This window comes from Siphonobacter sp. SORGH_AS_0500 (assembly GCF_002838835.1).
GTDB lineage: Bacteria > Bacteroidota > Bacteroidia > Cytophagales > Spirosomataceae > Siphonobacter.
Genome location: NZ_NHPP01000002.1, coordinates 20,277 through 38,232 on the forward strand (window position 1 = coordinate 20,277; position 17,956 = coordinate 38,232).

At 45.4% G+C, this 17,956-nt stretch carries 18 protein-coding genes; 9 read left to right on the forward strand and 9 right to left on the reverse strand.

The genetic code is table 11. The features are described from left to right. Positions 1 to 22 precede the first annotated feature (22 nt). From BWI96_RS02170 to gldF, 4 genes are read left to right on the forward strand one after another with little or no spacing between them, the layout of a single operon-like run. Entirely contained in the window at positions 23 to 1,327 is a 1,305-nt protein-coding gene (locus BWI96_RS02170) for a dihydroorotase family protein (RefSeq protein ID WP_106635066.1), read from the forward strand. A 48-nt stretch (positions 1,328 to 1,375) separates the two neighbouring features. Then, entirely contained in the window at positions 1,376 to 1,927 is a 552-nt protein-coding gene (locus BWI96_RS02175) for a DUF4199 family protein (RefSeq protein WP_106635067.1), read from the forward strand. Between the two features lie 50 nt (positions 1,928 to 1,977). After that, entirely contained in the window at positions 1,978 to 2,523 is a 546-nt protein-coding gene (locus tag BWI96_RS02180) for a DUF4199 domain-containing protein (protein WP_106635068.1), read from the forward strand. Between the two features lie 52 nt (positions 2,524 to 2,575). Then, on the forward strand, positions 2,576 to 3,301 hold the full coding sequence (gene gldF, locus BWI96_RS02185) for a gliding motility-associated ABC transporter permease subunit GldF (RefSeq protein WP_106635069.1): 726 nt from the start codon (positions 2,576 to 2,578) through the stop codon (positions 3,299 to 3,301). A gap of 494 nt (positions 3,302 to 3,795) precedes the next feature. Here gldF and BWI96_RS02190 read toward each other — a convergent pair whose 3' ends face one another. From BWI96_RS02190 to BWI96_RS02230, 9 genes are all read right to left on the reverse strand, one after another. Further along, complete coding sequence (locus BWI96_RS02190; protein ID WP_106635070.1) at positions 3,796 to 4,245, reverse strand: DUF4920 domain-containing protein; 450 nt, start codon at positions 4,243 to 4,245, stop codon at positions 3,796 to 3,798. 66 nt (positions 4,246 to 4,311) lie between these two features. Then, complete coding sequence (locus tag BWI96_RS02195; protein WP_157830182.1) at positions 4,312 to 6,264, reverse strand: gliding motility-associated C-terminal domain-containing protein; 1,953 nt, start codon at positions 6,262 to 6,264, stop codon at positions 4,312 to 4,314. After that, positions 6,150 to 7,703 carry a hypothetical protein gene (locus BWI96_RS02200; protein WP_106635072.1) on the reverse strand — a complete coding sequence of 518 codons (1,554 nt, stop codon included), beginning with the start codon at positions 7,701 to 7,703 and terminating at the stop codon, positions 6,150 to 6,152. The genes BWI96_RS02195 and BWI96_RS02200 overlap by 115 nt, the downstream gene beginning before the upstream one ends. A 71-nt stretch (positions 7,704 to 7,774) precedes the next feature. After that, positions 7,775 to 8,428: an ATP-binding cassette domain-containing protein gene (locus tag BWI96_RS02205; RefSeq protein ID WP_232793544.1), complete on the reverse strand. Its 654-nt coding sequence runs from the start codon at positions 8,426 to 8,428 to the stop codon at positions 7,775 to 7,777. 20 nt (positions 8,429 to 8,448) lie between these two features. After that, positions 8,449 to 9,243, reverse strand: coding sequence for an acyl-ACP--UDP-N-acetylglucosamine O-acyltransferase (gene lpxA, locus BWI96_RS02210; protein WP_106635073.1), 795 nt, complete (start codon positions 9,241 to 9,243; stop codon positions 8,449 to 8,451). A gap of 57 nt (positions 9,244 to 9,300) precedes the next feature. Continuing rightward, a complete protein-coding gene (locus tag BWI96_RS02215; protein ID WP_106635345.1) occupies positions 9,301 to 10,695 on the reverse strand; it encodes a bifunctional UDP-3-O-[3-hydroxymyristoyl] N-acetylglucosamine deacetylase/3-hydroxyacyl-ACP dehydratase in 1,395 nt (464 codons plus the stop codon). Positions 10,696 to 10,801: 106 nt separating this feature from the next. After that, positions 10,802 to 11,863, reverse strand: a complete 1,062-nt coding sequence (gene lpxD / locus BWI96_RS02220; protein ID WP_106635074.1) for a UDP-3-O-(3-hydroxymyristoyl)glucosamine N-acyltransferase — start codon at positions 11,861 to 11,863, stop codon at positions 10,802 to 10,804. A gap of 373 nt (positions 11,864 to 12,236) precedes the next feature. After that, positions 12,237 to 13,097, reverse strand: a complete 861-nt coding sequence (locus tag BWI96_RS02225; RefSeq protein WP_106635075.1) for a hypothetical protein — start codon at positions 13,095 to 13,097, stop codon at positions 12,237 to 12,239. A 30-nt stretch (positions 13,098 to 13,127) separates the two neighbouring features. Beyond that, positions 13,128 to 14,096, reverse strand: a complete 969-nt coding sequence (locus tag BWI96_RS02230) for a YihY/virulence factor BrkB family protein (RefSeq protein ID WP_106635076.1) — start codon at positions 14,094 to 14,096, stop codon at positions 13,128 to 13,130. Between the two features lie 223 nt (positions 14,097 to 14,319). Between BWI96_RS02230 and BWI96_RS21400 the strand changes: the two genes are divergently transcribed. The 5 genes from BWI96_RS21400 (at position 14,320) to BWI96_RS02250 (ending at position 17,850) form a co-directional block, all read left to right on the forward strand. Next, a complete protein-coding gene (locus tag BWI96_RS21400; RefSeq protein ID WP_157830183.1) occupies positions 14,320 to 14,472 on the forward strand; it encodes a lmo0937 family membrane protein in 153 nt (50 codons plus the stop codon). 36 nt (positions 14,473 to 14,508) lie between these two features. Continuing rightward, positions 14,509 to 14,685, forward strand: coding sequence for a hypothetical protein (locus BWI96_RS21405; RefSeq protein WP_157830184.1), 177 nt, complete (start codon positions 14,509 to 14,511; stop codon positions 14,683 to 14,685). Between the two features lie 301 nt (positions 14,686 to 14,986). Further along, on the forward strand, positions 14,987 to 16,036 hold the full coding sequence (locus BWI96_RS02240) for a TolC family protein (RefSeq protein ID WP_106635078.1): 1,050 nt from the start codon (positions 14,987 to 14,989) through the stop codon (positions 16,034 to 16,036). Further along, the gene (locus tag BWI96_RS02245) at positions 16,033 to 16,428 is read left to right on the forward strand and encodes a TolC family protein (RefSeq protein WP_232793563.1); all 396 of its coding nucleotides are present in this window, start codon (positions 16,033 to 16,035) and stop codon (positions 16,426 to 16,428) included. Before BWI96_RS02240 ends, BWI96_RS02245 begins: the two co-directional genes overlap by 4 nt. Before the next feature lie 48 nt (positions 16,429 to 16,476). Continuing rightward, entirely contained in the window at positions 16,477 to 17,850 is a 1,374-nt protein-coding gene (locus BWI96_RS02250; RefSeq protein WP_106635080.1) for an efflux RND transporter periplasmic adaptor subunit, read from the forward strand. Positions 17,851 to 17,956 lie beyond the last annotated feature (106 nt).

Sequence of the window (17,956 nt, forward strand, 5' to 3'; positions counted from 1 at the left end):
TTCAACATACGACCCTTCAGAAATGAATCTTCTCTTTCGTTCCGCCCGAATTCTTGATCCTCATTCGCCGCTGCATGGTCAATTGGCCGACGTATGGATTGAAGACGGGGTCATTCGTAAAATTGGTCAAAATCTTTCGTCCGCTTCGGTGGGGCAGGAAATCAACGTTCCCGGCTTGTGCCTTTCTCCCGGTTGGTGCGACTTACGCGTGCACGCCAAAGATCCCGGTTATGAGTCTAAAGAAGATTTATATAGCCTGAAACGGGCGGCAGCGGCGGGTGGTTTTACCGAGATTGTTTTACTGCCCAATACTAAACCGGTCATTCAGAGTAAGGAAAGTCTCAATTACATCCGTCGCTTTTCGGAGCAGCAGGCGGTTCAATTCCTGCCTACGGCTGCCTTAACGCTGGGTTGTGATGGGAAGGATTTTACCGAAATGCTTGACCTGCATCATGCGGGTGCTGTGGCGTATACCGATGGCGAAGAACCCATCTGGAACCCTGACATTTTACTTAAATCACTTCAGTATCTGGCTCAGGTCAACGGACTTCTGATTCAGCGTCCAGAAGAACCTTCTTTAACGGTTCACGGACAAATGCACGAAGGTCAGGTAAGTACCTTGCTGGGCATGCGGGGTATCCCAACCATGGCCGAGGAGTTAATGATTCAACGGGATTTACGGTTGCTGGAATACGCTGTGGAAACGTTCGATTTACGTCCTCGACTGCATTTTTCACTGGTATCAACCGCTCGTTCAGTAGAGTTAATCCGTCAGGCTAAAGCTCAGGGATTACCCGTTACCTGCGATACGGCGGCACATTACCTGGCGTTCACGGACGCAGACCTAGTGAGTTTTGACACCAATCTGAAAGTAATGCCTCCCTTCCGTCCGGCTGAGGAAGTAGCGGCCCTGAAAGCAGGCTTAGCCGATGGGACCATCGACGCTCTGGTTTCGGATCATTACCCGCAGGATGCCGAATCTAAGAATCTGGAATTTGATTTAGCTGATTTTGGAATCAGTAGCCTGGAAACTGCCTTTGCTACTGCTATCACTTATGGCGATTTAGAGCTGGATACAGTATTAGCCTTATTTACTTCACACCCCCGCTCTATTCTGAAACGTAGCCCCGTTACCATTGCCGAAGGACAGGTTGCTCAGTTAACGGCTTTCAATCCCGATGAAGAATGGACGGTATCCGCAGCGGAATGGAAATCGAAAGGAAAAAATACGCCTTTCCTGGGCAATACCTTACGCGGAAAAGTGTATGGTATTGTTAATCAGGGTAAAAGTACGTTTCATAGTCAGCCCCTGAGTTTTAAAGTATAAACAGAAGGGCTAACGTTTGTCAAGCAAACGTTAGCCCTTCCTTTCTCCATGAAAAGTAAAGCGTTTCTTCAATTATCAGTCATTTCCGGCCTCGTGGCTGGACTGGTGTGTTTTTTATTTTTCTATATTCTGAAAATCAGCGACGCTATGCCGCTGGGGACTCGTCGGAATATCGGCATGATATTCATGTGGATTGCAATGACCGTAGGAGCTTCTCGGTACTGGAAAACGGTTCATCAGACGGTTAACTTTCTGGAAATCTTTGGTTTTTGTATCATTGTTGTTCTGATCGCCAGTGCAGTAGATGGGGGCTTGGTTGCTTATTACACTTCTTCGGTTGAACCGTCGCTCATTCCTGAATTTATTGTCGAACTCAAGAAATTAGCTTTGCAGGATCAGGCTTCCATTCAGGAACAATTTGGGGATGACAAAGCCAGCGGACCGATTGATTTTCAGGTCTTCCTTCAGCAGATTGAACAGATTTCGCCTAGTTCAATTTTCTGGAGTAATTTCGGAGTTCTTCGGATGCTTTTTCATTTTCTGTATGCAGCTTTAGTCGGAGTTTATCTTCGAAAAACGAGTTTAAGTACCTATTATTAGCAGAACATTACCTAACTGAAAACAGAAAATACTAAACTGGAAATTGAGTCATGGACCAAACACCCTCAACCGCCCGGATTGCTTTGAAATGGGGAATTATTTCTGGAATTATTACCGGTATTATTTCCATTGGATATCAAGCTTTTAATCTGATGCCAGATGATCCGATGAAGGCTAATATGGGAATGGGTTTGCTGGCTAATTTCCTGCAAATTGGTTTTACGGTACTAGTACTAGTAATGGCTACCCGCGAGTTTAGAAGTTGGAATGAAGGTTATATTACTTACGGACAGGGCGTAGGAATAACGGCCTTGACGGGGGCAGTTTGGGGAGTGGTTTCAGCAGGTATTATTCTGATTTATACCCAGTTTATTGATAACTCTGCTCAGGAAAGAACACTACGAGCTTTACGAAATGCCTACGAAGAACGTGGCATGAATGACGAGCAAATTGATACGGCTATGCGGTTTGTAACCATGATGACGAATCCTGGCTTTAGTTTTGTAATGACGATTTTTACTGGGGTTGTGGTTGGAACGTTACTGGGTTTAATCGTAGCGGCAGTAGTAAAAAAAGACCGGCCGATGTTTAGTTAATATTAGTTTTTACGTTCCTTGCGTTACTCCTACGAGCATTCCTTTCATATCCATGTTTACCATTTTCAAGAAAGAAGTCCATTCCTTTTTAAGCTCGCTGGTCGGTTATGTCGTGATGGCGGTGTTCCTCATGGCGATGGGCTTACTGGTTTGGGTCTTTCCTGATACAAGTGTGCTGGAGGGCGGTTATGCCGATATGGCTTCGTTCTTTAACCTGGCTCCGTACGTTTTTCTTTTTCTGATTCCCGCTATTACCATGCGTTCCATCGCCGAAGAACGTAAAATTGGGACGTTGGAGTTATTGTTTACTAAACCCGTAACAGAGTGGCAAGTGGTAGGTGGAAAGTTTCTGGCTGCCTGTTTCTTACTGTTTTTAACTTTACTTCCTACGCTCCTGTATTATTTCTCGGTGTATCAGTTGGGTAACCCCGTCGGGAACATTGATACTGCCAGCGTACAGGGTTCATATCTGGGACTTTTTCTATTGGGATGCGTCTTTGCAGCCATTGGGTTATTTACTTCTTCTTTAACGGACAATCAGATTGTAGCGTTCTTACTGGGCGTATTTATCAGCTTTATTCTATACGTAGGCTTCAGTTCTATTGCTGGACTGGAGTTATGGAATGGGGCAGCTTACTGGCTCGGCTGGCTCGGTCTTGATACGCAATACAATGCTCTGGGACGAGGGCTAATCGATTCCAGAAATGTGATCTATTTCCTTTCCCTGGTGCTATTGGCCTTATCCGCCACGCGTTGGAAACTAACGCAACGAAATTAAGCCATACATACCCCATTACAGTCGCTCGGCTCTTGCCCTGCCGAGTGACGATCTAACCGTAGGCCTCTGGCCGTCTTATGCACTGATTTCCTCGAAACAGAATACAATCACCTTACGCCTTTTGCTGTTGTCGGATTTGCAATCCAAAACCTGACTGTCGTGGGTATGTGATTCGCTTGTAAAAATTATAAATCCGCAAGAGTATCGTTAAAATTGCCTCTACCCAGACGCGATAAAGTCGCGTCTCTACAAAAAATGGTAAGGTAAGTGGTAGCAAAATTCGGCTGTTCCGGATCTGTGATCCGCTTGGAGTAATTACAACCTCCTAAAGAGCAGCATTGTCAACATTGCCTTTACCAAACGCCATAAATGGGCATCTATACAAAAATTGCATTCACAAGTAATGGCAGACAGGAAGCTCGCACCGGTTTTATTATTTATAAAGAAAGCCGGATCAGCAACTGCTGATCCGGCTTTGTCATTAGAGAAATGTATTATTGCTTGACAATCACTCCGTCCGCAACGAAAACCAGAGCTTTTTCGGGTTCGGTGATTTTAGCAACTTCTTCTTTAGATTTACCCGCGTCTTCCGCGTAATGTTTCAGTTCTTTAACGGGTGTAACGCGGGAAAATGCTTTTCCTTCAAACACTACCGTTTTTCCTTCAATGTCTTTGGGCACGAAGAAATCATAATCCTTAAAGCTTACCCGCATGGTTTTCCCTTCGGGTAATTTCACTTTCATCCAACAGCCTTTCATCTTGCAAACGGACTCAACCGTGCCGGTTACTTTCGTATCCAGCGTATCGGTAGTCTTCATTTTCTCAACGAGTTGTTTCGTAGAAAGAGCTTGATCTGCCGTAATTTTTGCTCCGTGATAGGAGTCCTGAGCCTGAGCGGTAGCTATCGAAAGGCCTAAAGCCAGAAAAAAGACGAGTGCTTTCATGGAGATTGGAATGATAGTAGGAAACAAAGATAAAAGATTAAATAAATTCAATGCATTGACCGCTAGTTAATTAACAATCTGAACCCAGCTTTTGCACTGCTTGCCGTCTGGGAAGGTAATGAGGTAATAATACGTTCCGGCGGCTAGTGATGGAATCCAGTCATTTTGATAACTAACCTGCTGAAAAACGGCTTTACCCCAACGATTATATACATCCAGCTTTAAGCCATTCGTGCCAATGACAAAACGATCATTTTTACCGTCCCCGTTCGGCGTTATTACGTTAGGAACATCAAGGGGGGGATCAATGGTCACGGGTGTTGCTGCCGATAAGGTACAGGAACCTCGTTTGGCCGAACCAGTAATCTGATACGTTCCAGGATGGAGATACGTGTAAGGGTCGGGTTTCTGAACGCTCAATGAATCGCCGTTACCCATGTTCCAGGAATACTGCTCACCGCCGGAATTAGCCAGATTAATCCGTACCTGAGTAGGTCGGGTACAATCAAAAATGCGATCAACCGTAAAATCGGGCCGAAAGGATTCATCGATGGTGACTGTAGCCGTAGCCTGACCCCGACAGCCTTTTGAATCGCGTACCGTGACCGTGTAAACGGTGGTCTGGGTGGGTGTAACTTTAATATTGGGCTGAGTGACATTCGTAACACCGTCGCCGCTCCACTGGTAACTCGACCCCCCGCTGGCATTGATCTGAACGGTTTGACCTTTGCAGATTGTCGGCTCTGAAACTTGCACGGTTACCGGCAGGGGTTGAATCGTAACCGTAACAGACTTTTCGCCTCGGCAACCTTGGGCATCCGTAGCTTTAACCGTATAAGTCGTGGTTTGGCTAGGGCTGACACTAGGATTGGCCTGCGTCGTGCTGGAAAGGCTGGGGTCGGCGTTCCACTGGTAATTGGTGCCGCCAGTGACCGATAGGCGAGCAGTGCCCCCGAGACACATGGTAGTATCCTTACTAATCTGGAAAGCGGGTTCAGAAATACGAATGGTTCGCTGATAAACGGCTTCCTTTTTACAGCTTAATGGATTTCTTCCTACCAGTGAAATGACATAAATGCCCGGCTTGGTGAAGTTATATTCCGTCATTAATGGATTCGTAGAACGATCCAGGTTACCAATGGTCCACTCATAGTTTTTACCGCCCGTACTGGTATTGACAAATTGCAGTTTCAGGGGAGCACAGGCATTGACCGTATCCTGTTTTTTCCCGTCCAGCATGATGTCAAATTTTACATCAAGATTATCAATATCGAACTTGAAAACGGCATTATTACAATTGTTGGAGCGGTTCGTACTGGACCAGGCTCCCGGCGTAGTAGGAAAGGAAGACGGCTGACAGGAACAAACGGCCTGATAAACATAGCCACGTTTGTCAAAGCGGGAAGTTCCGCCATCCACGTGATCCCCACGGATTTGAGCAGAAACAGTCGTATTACCAAAATAAGTAGCGTATAGCAGCGACTTCGCTCCACTTTCCAGTAGGGCCAGATAGAAGTTATTACCATCGGTAGCTTTTTGGAAAGCGTCGTTGGTAATCGGTAAGCCACGGGTACTACTGGCTAAGGCAATGGGGGTGTTTAAGGTATGATTCACCGCCCCGCCCCAGCCTGCTACGTAGATATTCCCGCATTCATTGACCAGAAAAGCCGTAGGAGCAAGGTCAGGGCGACCGCGACCACTGCCGATTACGGTGGAAAATAAGGTGCGGTCAAGCGTCTGATCAAAGGCATGAATAAATTGTCCGCTGGAGCGATTGGAATAAGTACCTGAAGTAACCGGATATTGTCCGCCATCGCTCAAACCCAGAATATAGACGTTCTCGTTTTTGTCAATATCGAGTAACATGGCTACGTCCGCATTGTTCGTTCCTACTCGTTTGGTTTTTAATACATTTCCGTTTCTATCCAGCTTAATAATCCAGCCATCTTCAGGAGTTTGAAGGTTATCACGAACGGCCCCGCATACGTAAATAGTACCGGAAGTGCAGACGAATAGCAATATGCTCCACTGAAACCACCCATGAGTCGTGGTTTTTCCCAGGCGAGGGTAGATAAATCAGCGGAAAATTTGAGAACCGTAGCCGCCAGGCGGTCGGGGCGGGTTAGGGGAAGTTCGGCAGGCGTTGTCGTGGCAATGATGATGTTATCCTGATCATCCGTAACAATTTCACCCCGGTAGGCATCGCCATAATAACGGATGTCGAGAACCGTGTTCAGGTTTAAGCCATCGTTGGCAGTGGTGCCATAATACGTAGCCCCCAGCAGGCTTTTTCCGTCGGCACTGAGTTTAGCGACGAAGATATCACTGCCGAAATTATAATCCATTCCAGAGAGGGGGGCCTCCGTATCCGTTAAGGCTTTACCTCCGGTAAAGGTGCGTTTGTAGGCTTTTTCGTGCGTAGGAAAGTTCTGGGAGGAAGTTGTTCCGAAAATCAATAACTCGCCTTTACTGTTCACAATCAGGCTGTGCGGAACATCGGTTTGCGTTCCGCCGAGATAGGTGGCATAAAGTAAGCGGGTTCCGGTAGGGTTATACTTTAAAATGGCTACATCCCAAAGAGTACCACTGTTGTTCCCCCGGTAGTTGATCTGGTAAGCCCCTGCCGTAACGGGAAAACCCGAGGCATTAGCTGAGCCACCCGAAATCAGGTTACCTTCTGCATCATACGTAGCCGTATGGCCCCAGTTATCCGCATAAGAACCCGAAAAAGTGGCAAAGATTAACTCCGGGTCGATTACCAACGGATGCTTGGGGTCGTAGCCGTTGGGTAACCTAAACCCAACCGTATTTTTATTCTGGATGGAAAAATGCCCTTTGACTTCCTTGGTTTTACCGCCAATTTCCTGATAGTTATACGGATTCAACTCCCGAAACCAGCCTACGGAAGTCTTCACTTCCAGATTACCGTGCTCCGAAACGCTCATTTGTTCGGAGCCTTCATATCGCATTTTAATCACCTCAGGGTTTGCTCCGCTGTGAACAATGAATTCGTATTTGATGGTGGCCTGGTGAGCATACAGCCGAAGGTCAATGCCGGGATATAACTCTTTGTAAATAACTTCCCCAAAACCAGTTACGCCCGTGGCCCAGCGGCTCTGGTTATTGCCCAGAAAGTAATTGCGGGAAATACCATCGGAAAGATCATGCTGTAGTGCAGGGCTGGTATTAGAACCCTCGAAATAGACCCGAACGCCGTGGAGTCGCAGAGGTGCATCCGCGTTCAGTTGTTGGTCGTGCAGTTTCCGGAAATAGTCCGTGTCGTAAAAGACGTAATCCATACCATCCCGGCGAAGGTCCATCTGGCCGCCCGGAATCTGGACGCGATACAGTACGCCGTCCTCCCACTGACCTTTGTTAGGAACGAAGGTAACTGGCTGATTTTCTGCCTGAACAAAGGTGGTAAGGAAAAGAAATAGACAGGTAAAAAGGTTTCGCATATCTTCATGGGAGGTTATAAAACGAAGATACTACGAATGCCAGTAACCCTGATTAAGCAGGGACCTGAAAATTATTTATACGCCTGAATATCAAGCCTTTTTTCACAAAAGCTATACTCAGCCGGGACGTTCGAACCGATAATAACCAACTGAGAATCATCCAGCTTCTGTACTTCGCGGTAATACCACTCGCTGTTGCGGGCGTCAAGGTTTGAAGTGGGTTCGTCCAGAATGACAACGGGTACCTGACTGTGGAAAGCCAGACCGAGTTTCAGACGCTGTTTCATTCCGGAAGAAAAATTACGAATGAACTTATCGCTGGAAGCTTTCAGATCGAGTCTTTCAATGAATTCAGCCGTTTGAAGATTATTCTTGAAGGGTTTGAATTTCTGGTGAAAGTCAACCAGCTCAGTTAAGGTAAACTCTTCAATCAACTCCAGGTAAGGAGCTGCAATGGCCACCTGTCGGAACACGTCGTCCGCTGGGATGTCTTGATTTTCGTTGCGGTATGTGAGCTTTCCTTCACTGGCGGCTAAAGCTCCCGCCACGACCTGAAGGAGCGTGGATTTCCCCGAGCCGTTAGGACCGGTAATGGCCATTCGCTGGCCGGAAGAAAGTTCGAGGGATAATCGGCGGAAAATCCATTCCCGAATAAACCGTTTACCCAGCTGTTCGAGAATTAATTGCATGGGAATCAGAGAAGAAAAAAGGTCAGGAATCGTCATGATAGCCTGACCTTTTTTAATTATTCAGCAGAAGAGCTCTTGTTAGGGCCTTTCATGATACCTCGTTCGGAAGAGCGGATGAAGTGTAGAATTTCATCCCGTTCAGCCGAGGCTGGTAATTCAATTTCAATGCGGTGTAAAGCTTCGGCGTTGTTATATCCCTTCTGGAAAACGTAGCGATAGATTTCCTGGATTTCAGCAATTTTCTCGTTACTAAAACCCCGGCGACGCAGACCGATGGAGTTTAAACCCACGTAAGCAATCGGCTCACGACCCGCTTTGGTGTAGGGAGGAATATCTTTCAGGACGTGAGAACCGCCACCAATCATGCTGTGAGCACCGATTTTAGAAAACTGATGAATGGCAGTCGTACCTCCCACGAATGCCCAGTCGCCTAATTCTACGTGTCCTGCCATTTGCACACTATTCGCCATAATGCAGTGATCACCGATGATGCAATCGTGAGCAATGTGCGAGTAAGCCATAATCAGGCAGTTTTTGCCTACTACCGTTTTTCCGGCGGCTTTGGTGCCTTTATTAATGGTGACACATTCCCGAATGGTTGTATAATCACCAATGACGGTCAGTGTTTCTTCCCCTTCAAATTTCAAATCCTGAGGAACGGCTGAGATACTGGCAGATGGAAAAATCTGAACGTTTTTTCCAATGCGGGCACCTTCAAAAATGGTAACGTTAGAGCCAATCCAGCTTCCTTCGCCAATTTCAACGTTTTTATGAATAACCGCAAAGGGCTCAATAACCACATTGGGGGCGATTTTGGCGTCAGGGTGAACGTATGCTAAGGGCTGTATCATTCTTTCATTTACGGATTACGGTAGCGTATGGGAAGCTATTTACCGTAACGTTCTGGCTTATTTTTTACGAACTAAACTCGCAGTCATGTCACTTTCCATGACCAGCTGACCGGCCACCCAGGCCTGTCCGTGCATTTTGGCAATGCCACGTTTCATGGGAGCCATGAATTCGCATTTGAAAATGACCGTATCACCGGGAACTACGTTACGACGGAAACGGCAGTTTTCAATCGCTGCCAAGTACGCCCAGTAATTTTCAGGATCTGGTACGGTGCTCATTACGAGGATACCACCCGTCTGAGCCATAGCCTCAATCTGTAAAACGCCGGGCATTACCGGGTTTTCAGGAAAGTGACCCGTAAAGAAGGGCTCATTGATTGTAACATTCTTAACACCAACAACGCTGGTCTCGTCCATATGAATGATTTTATCAATCAACTGGAAGGGATAGCGGTGTGCCAGCAGATTAGAAATCTGCTTAATATCCATCACCGGGGGGACCTTGGGGTCATATACGGGGATACTGGGTTTTTGAGTTTCCCGCATCAGTTTTTTAATTTTTTTCGCCATTTCAACGTTTGCCGCGTGGCCAGGACGAGCCGCCAGAATTTGAGCCTTCAGGGGGCGTCCAACCAGAGCCAAATCTCCTATAACATCAAGGAGTTTGTGGCGGGCAGGTTCATTGGCATAGTGTAAATCGATATTATTAAGAATTCCTTTTCCTGGGACCACACTTACTTTAGGCTTACCTAAGAGTGAAGAAAGGTGGTCAAGCTCGCCATCTTCAAACTCACGATCCACGATCACGATGGCATTTGAAAGGTCACCTCCTTTAATCAGGTTTGCTTTAAACAGAGCTTCCAGTTCGTGTAAGAAACAGAAGGTACGGCTCTTGGCAATTTCCTGTTTGAAAAGCGTAATATCGTTTAGAGAAGCATGCTGACTGCTAAGGACCTTGGAGTTATAGTCCACCATGACCGTTACGCGGTAATCGTCAAGGGGCAGAGCGGCGATTTCAACGTCGCGGTCTTTATCACGGAAGCGTACTTCCGAAGGAACCTCGAAGTAATTTCGTAAGGCATTCTGTTCTTCGATGCCTGCATCATCCAGAGCCTCGATGAACTTAATGGAAGAACCGTCCATGATAGGAGGTTCAGGACCATCTAGCTGGATGAGGCAGTTATCAATCTGAAGACCCACCAGGGCCGCCAGCGTATGCTCTACGGTATGAACACGGGCACCGCTCTGTTCAAGCGTTGTACCCCGGGAAACATCCACTACGTTATCTACATCAGCATCAATAATGGGTTGGCCGGGTAAGTCAATCCGTTGAAACTTGTAACCGTGGTTCGCTGGAGCCGGTAGGAACGTCATGGAGGCAACGACACCGGTATGTAACCCAACACCAGATACGGTGACAGGTTTTTGAATAGTATGCTGTTTAAGATTCATTTTAGACGAATGAGCAGCTATCGACTGGTAAATTCGATGGGCTTTATACACAAAAGGCCTCTTGAAAAAGAAGCCTCCTGCCAGCTTTGATCGACTCGCTGCTGAACTACTGGATGCTATTAGCCGGCAAAGATAATTCTTTCAGGAGTTTTTCCAGTTCTCTTACCCGCTTTTCCAATTCAGGAAGTCGACGAAATACGGCCTGCGATTTGAGGTTCTCCCGGTTTTCGTAGGCCGGAGACCCGGTTAATACGACTCCTTCTTTGGTAATTGTCTTTGAAATGCCGGATTGAGCAGTAATAATGGTATGATTAGGCAATTGCAGATGACCAGAAATACCTACCTGGCCGCCAATCATGCAATATTCCCCAATTTTGACCGAACCAGACACACCGCTCTGAGCGGCCATGACGGTATGACGGCCAATTTCCACGTTGTGAGCGATCTGAATCAGGTTATCCAGTTTAACTCCTTCATGGATAATGGTGGAAGCTTCTGGCATGGTTGCACAGTCAATAGTGGTATTAGAGCCAATGGAAACGTTATCTTCCAGAATCACATTACCCAACTGCGGAATGCTCTTATACGAACCGTCTTCCTGAGGAGCAAAACCAAATCCGTCTGAGCCAATAACGGCATTGGCGTGAATGGTGCAATTCGCTCCAATTTTACAGTTATCGTAAATTTTAGCTCCGGCGTAAATAATAGTGTTATCTCCAATAACTACCTGATCTCCAATGAACGCCTGTGGATAGATCTTGACATTTTTGCCAATTCGGCAGTTATCACCAATGTAGGAAAAAGCTCCCTGATAAAGGCCTTCCCCAATTTCGGTATTGTTTCCGCGAGAGCTGGGTTCTTCAATGCCGGATTTACGAAAAGTAATGGCGTTATGATAAACCTCCAGCAGTTTAGTGAAGGCAGTGTATGCGTTATCAACTAGAATTAACGTCGGAGTATAGGCCTTTTTAGGCTCAAAACCTTTATCTACAATCACCGCCGAAGCAGAGGTCGTATAAAGAAAATGTTCGTATTTGAGGTTGGAAAGAAAACTGATAGCTCCTTCAGTTCCTTCCTCGATTTTAGCCAATCGACTTACTTTCTGATCGGCTTGACCTTTAACTTCACCGCCCAATAGCTGGGCCACCTGTGCAATAGTAAACTCCATGGAGAATATAGAAAACGACGGTTAGGAATGCGTTTCTCGGTAGCTCGTTTACTAAGCTTCGGACTTAGTAAAATACAATAAAATTGCCTAAAAACCGGGTTTTTTGTGGCAAAGATACAAGACTTTTGAAATGAAAAAGTATGCAGTACTTTCTGGTGGTAAAAAATGAATATTTTTTTGTAACACTGGCGTTTTCAGAAGGTTAGGTTTTAAACTCTATTTTTTAAGTAGATTTTATTTTAGCTCATCCTATTTCTGAAAAACGTCCCTCGGTAATAAGTTGTTTTAACATTGGACAGATTATATGAAAAAACCTTCGATCCCGTACTCAAGAACGAAGGCTTTTGGGTTTATGAGTCTATGAATGAGATGGTTATACTTTAGGGTGCGTCCAGTTTAAAACGGGACGGCGGCGAATCGGAATAACCAGATTGGTAAAGGCAATCAGTACTACGGAGATAGTAAGGACTAGAATACAGATTTCGCTAACGTATACAATAGTCATGTTAGGTTCTGGTGCCTGGTAACGCTGAAGGATAATACCTATTAATGCCCAGATAACCACTAAGCCATAAGCAACACTGCGATACGTGAAAAGTACAATCTGAGCCAGAATGGTACCCGTAATGATCATAATAACTGCCCACGTTTCTTCCGAAAGACCCAACTGATTCCAGTTCATATCGACTAACCAGGCCGCAATGTTAGTAATAGTGGCGATGGAAATCCAGCCTGCATAGAGTCCAAAAGGTGTACGTACCACGAAACGCTGCCACCAGCTCGTTTCTATCGACGATACTTCAAACATTTTAGATAATAACACCAATAAACTCACCAATAAGCCCAGCATAATTGCTACGGAAAGACTCACGTATTCGTAGTGCCAGGCAATAATCCAACTGGCATTTAGCAGATTAGCTGCAATAAGCCAGCCGCTCGCCCGGGCTACCACCTGCTGTACGTACTCATGCGGTTGATGATTGAAGAGTCCTTTGAGCTGATAAATTATAAAAAGACCCAGGCTCAGATAAATCACACTCCACACAGAGAAAGTTAGGCCTGCTGGAGTAAAGAGATTCGGGTATTGATCCGAAAGCTGCTTGGTGGTTTTGTTGTTCAAAGGCAAACTTACCGCCGCCCAGTTGGCCGCAATGGTTACCAGAAAGGTAAGCAGATTTAAAACCTGTAAACTTTTGACGGCGAATGAATTGGGTTTTTCATAAATCGTATTCATGACCTTGATAAATTGATGGTGGGTAAATAATTAACGTCGCTCGTAATAACCCCGTAGGTTGTTGACATTCACATGGCCCAACTGGCCTTCTTCTAACTGATCGGGACTAATTTCCTGTTCGTAAACAATGACTGTTTCGCTTTTGGGAACAATGCCCCGACCAAAACGTCTGACGTAAACTTTCGTAAACTCTGCCCCGAAGTAGAGAATGGCTGCTGAATAGTTAACCCAAAGCAGTACGATCACAATAGAACCGGCTGAACCATAGGTAGAGCCTACATTTGATTTGCTCAGGTAAAGGCCAATCAAAAACTTCCCGATCATGAATAGAATGGCGGTAAAGCCCGCTCCTACAAATGAATCTTTCCAGTAAAGTTTTCCGTCTGGTAATACATTAAAAACTAGTGCAAATAGTAAAGTAATGACCGCAAAAATGACCAGTAGGTTAACCACATAAAAAACGACAACCAGATCGTTATTGAAGATGCGTTCAAGCTGGTTGCTGAATACATCGATCATGGAATTCAGTACCAGGGATACCAGCAGTACGAAACCCATGCTGATGATCATAGAGAACGAAAGCAGGCGGTTAATTAATAGTTTCAGCCATCCTTTTTTGGGTTTAGCCCGCAACGACCAGATACGATTAATGGAATCCTGCATTTCACCGAAAACCCCGGTAGCCCCAATCACGAGCGTAATGATACCAACCGTTAGGGCTAAGGGCGAACGATTGGAGAGTTCGGCTTTCTTGATTAGATCCTGAATCTGGAGGGCGGCCTCTTTTCCTACCAACCCCTGAATCTGTCCGAAGACCTGCCCCTGAATGGCTTCCTGTCCATAAAAAATTCCTAACAGAGAAATAATGACCAGAAGCATGGGGGCCATGGAGAAGATCGTATAGTACGACAGGGATGCACTCATTTTTAGTGCATTGTCATTTGAAAACTCATTATAAACTTCCAGAAAAAAGTTACCAATAGACTTTAGACGATTCATACAGTGGAGGGTTGATAATTGATGTATCTATGGAATTACCATTATAATGCCACTTCCGTTCCCCGTTGTACCTCAGGGGTATTTCCCCGCCGTGGGGAATATTGTACTCGTTTTCTTTTTCTTTAAACGTATAGACCTATTATATGGGCTTCTGGCACTCCTGGCAAACTGTTTTTATCTACCTAGTCAACATCCAAATCACGAAAAAAAAACTTTAACCGTCATGAGAAGTCTATTGTATATCATCGCAGTTATCCTGATTATCGGCTGGCTTATTGGAGTAGTAGGATACAGTGCTGGAGGTCTTATCCACATCCTATTAGTAATCGCCGTGGTATCATTCCTGTTAACCTTTATTCGTAGAGGCACAGTATAAGATTACATAAAAACCAAGACCACATCTTAAATAATTATGTCATTAGCTCTAATCATGCTGTTAACCCTGGGAGTAGGGGCTGCAATCGCCGCAATACTGGACGCTTTTGGATCAAAGAAGGACCTGGGGTATTACCGTCCGCAAAACAGATTAGAGCGTACTGAATTTACTAACTTCATGCGAAACATCCGAAGTAAATCGGCTCGCGTGTAATTATAAAGAGTCTTACCCGAAAGGGTTTGTTAGGTTAGGTAAAACAATGGGGGAAAAGGAAAGTCCAGAAGTCGTTCTTCTGGACTTTTTTGTGTTTTGACGAGTTTAGAGTTTTGGGTTTGGTGTTTTGAGTTGTGAATTTTTCTGCATCACCAATATATCAGGTTAAATAAATAAACTTTTAGTATTAACTCTGAACCCCAAACTCAAAACCCACAAACTAAATTATCGCCGCTTATCCCAAAACTATTCGTCACTGTGGCTGGGCTTGTGTATCATTGATGAACAATAGTTTGGAAAGATGATGACAAGTCTCAAAGTTTGGTTTCTTGGCGTGAGTCTGGCGGTAACCTTACCCGCCTTTGGGCAGACGACTGCTCCGAAAAAATCGCTTCAGGATTGCGTGGATATTGCTTGGAAAAATAACCTTCAGGTCAAGCAGAGTGAAGTACAGGTGGAAGTCAATCGAAACACCTTCGAACAATCTAAATATACCCGGCTGCCTACCCTCAACAGTGCTATTACTCAGGGCCTGAACCTGGGGCGTAACATTGACCCCTTCACCAACGCTTACGTAACTCAGACGTTGAATTATAATAACCTCAACCTGACTTCCTCAGAAATCATTTACAACGGTGGAATCGTTACGAATACCATCAAACAAAATCAGCAATTGCTGGAAGCCAGTAAGTTAGATGTACAGGCCACTCGCGATCAGGTAGCGTTGAACGTAGTACTGGCTTATTTGCAGGTATTAAATAACGAAGACGTTCTGGCCGTTTCCCGAACACAGGTGGATATTACAGGCCAACAGGTTGCCCGAACCGAAAAACTAGTTAGTGCCGGAGCCTTACCTCAGGCGAATCTGCTGGATTTACAAGCTCAATATGCCAACGATGAGTTATCGGTCGTGACGGCTGAGAATAACCTGGTTATTTCAAAATTGCAGTTGCTTCAATTAATGAATGATCCTGAAATTCAGGAAATTACACTGGATCGGATGAGCGTGAATACGCCTGATGATACGTACAACACGCCCATCCAGCAGATTTATGCTTCCGCTCTGAAAACGCAGGCGGCTGTTCAGGCCGCTGATCTTCGAACGCTGAGTGCCCGCACGGGGGTAGCCATTGCCCGGGGCTCTTACTTTCCCTCCCTGGCTTTTAACGTGAGTCTGGGTAGTAACTATTCGAGTGCCGCCCGCCGTTCGTTGGCAGGTAACCCCACCACTATCACGAATACGGCTTACGTTGATTTTCAAGGGCAACAGGTTCCAATCACGTTTACAACTACTCAGCCCGGATACACTACTCAAAATATTCCCTGGTCCGAACAATTAACGAATACCTGAACGGTGGGGTCGGATTAAGTCTCCGTATTCCCATTTTTAATGCTTTTCAGGTTCGGTATCGGACGGCAAATGCTTCGCTGAGTGTACAAAATCAGCAATATCAGGCCGACAATGTTCGGTTGCAGTTACGTCAGAATATTGAACAGGCTTATGTCAACATGACTGCGGCGGCTAAACGTTATGGTTCATTGACGCGTCAGGTAGAGGCCTTAGCGTTGGCTTTTAAAGCCTCTGAAAGTCGGTTTAATGCCGGAGCCATCAACTCCGTAGATTACAATCTGGCGAAGTCAAATCTGGATCGTTCCCGCATTAATCAAATCCAGGCTAAGTATGATTATGTATTGAGAATAAAGGTATTAGACTATTATCAGAATAAACCTTTGTCTTTTTGAGTTCATTATTAATTGACTAGACTATTACTTAAATAAGGGCTAAAAGCCATGGCAAAACGTTCTTCAAATCGAATTTGGTGGATTCTCGGTGGTATTGTGGTGGTACTGGTCGGAGGGCTTTTCGTAGCGAAAGCCGCCGGTTGGATTGGAAAGGAAAAAGCCGAAGAAGCCACGTTCAGTACCGTAAAAACGGCTGACATTGTGGAAAGGGTTAGTGCTTCGGGAAAAATTCAGCCGGAGGTAGAAGTAAAAATCAGTCCCGATGTATCTGGGGAGATTATCGAATTGAATATTCATGAAGGGGATTCCGTTGTGAAGGGGCAGTTGTTATTACGCATTCGCCCGGATAACTACGAGTCGCTGGTGGCTCGGGCGAAGGCAACGGTTAATCAGGCGAAAGCCAGTTACGAACAGGCAAAGGCGAGTTTGGGACAGGTAGAGGCCCAATTAATTCGGGCTCAGGCTGATTATAACCGGAATAAGAAATTATACGCTGACAAAGTAATATCGGATGCGGATTTTGAAACCGTTGAGGCTAACTTTAAAGTAGCCAGGCAGAACGTAGAATCCACTAAGGCTAATATCGAAGCCGCCCGTTATGCCGTTGAAAGTGCCGATGCCGGCTTACGGGATGCCGTGGAAACCCTACGAAAAACAACCATTTACGCTCCATCGAATGGGATTATTTCCAAACTGGATGTCGAGCTGGGTGAGCGGGTCGTTGGAACTTCACAAATGGCTGGAACGGAGTTACTCCGCATTGCCAACCTGAATAATATGGAGGTGAGGGTGAATGTAAATGAAAACGATATCGTACGGGTCAATGTCGGCGATTCGGTGATTATTGACGTAGATGCTTACAGTTATTCAGGGCGGAAGTTTAAAGGTCTGGTCACTTCGATTGCCAATACAGCCAATGGTTCAGGAAGTTCACTTTCAGCGGCAGCAAGTTCGACAGATGCGGTTACTGAATTCGAAGTCAAAATGCGGATTTTACCGGATTCTTACCGAGATTTAGTAGATCGAAAAAAGAAAAAAAGTTTTCCCTTCAGACCCGGCATGACAGCTTCGGTTGAAGTGATTACTGAGCGGAAAAATGGGGTGTTAAGCGTACCTATTTCAGCCGTTACAACCCGTTCATCCGAAAAAGATGCAGAAGTAAATAATTCTGATACTCAGGGAAATGCTAACGCAAATCAGGTTCGTAAGGAAGCAAAACCGGAAGAAGTAGTTTTTGTAAATAAAAATGGAGTAGTGGAGCAGCGAACGGTAAAGACGGGTATTAGCGATTTTGAAAATATTGAAATTCTGTCAGGAGTGAAGGCTGGAGAAGAAATTGTATCAGGGCCGTTTTTACTAGTATCTAAAAATCTGAAAGCGGGCGACAAAGTGATGAAGAAGGCAGAACAAGTAAAAAAATAAATAATTAGTTTGTTGGTCGTAGTTAGGAAAATCTTCACTTCAATAGGTGGAGATTTTTTTGTTTTTAGGCTGGTCAAGGATTGCAAATCCTTGACCGATTGCTTTC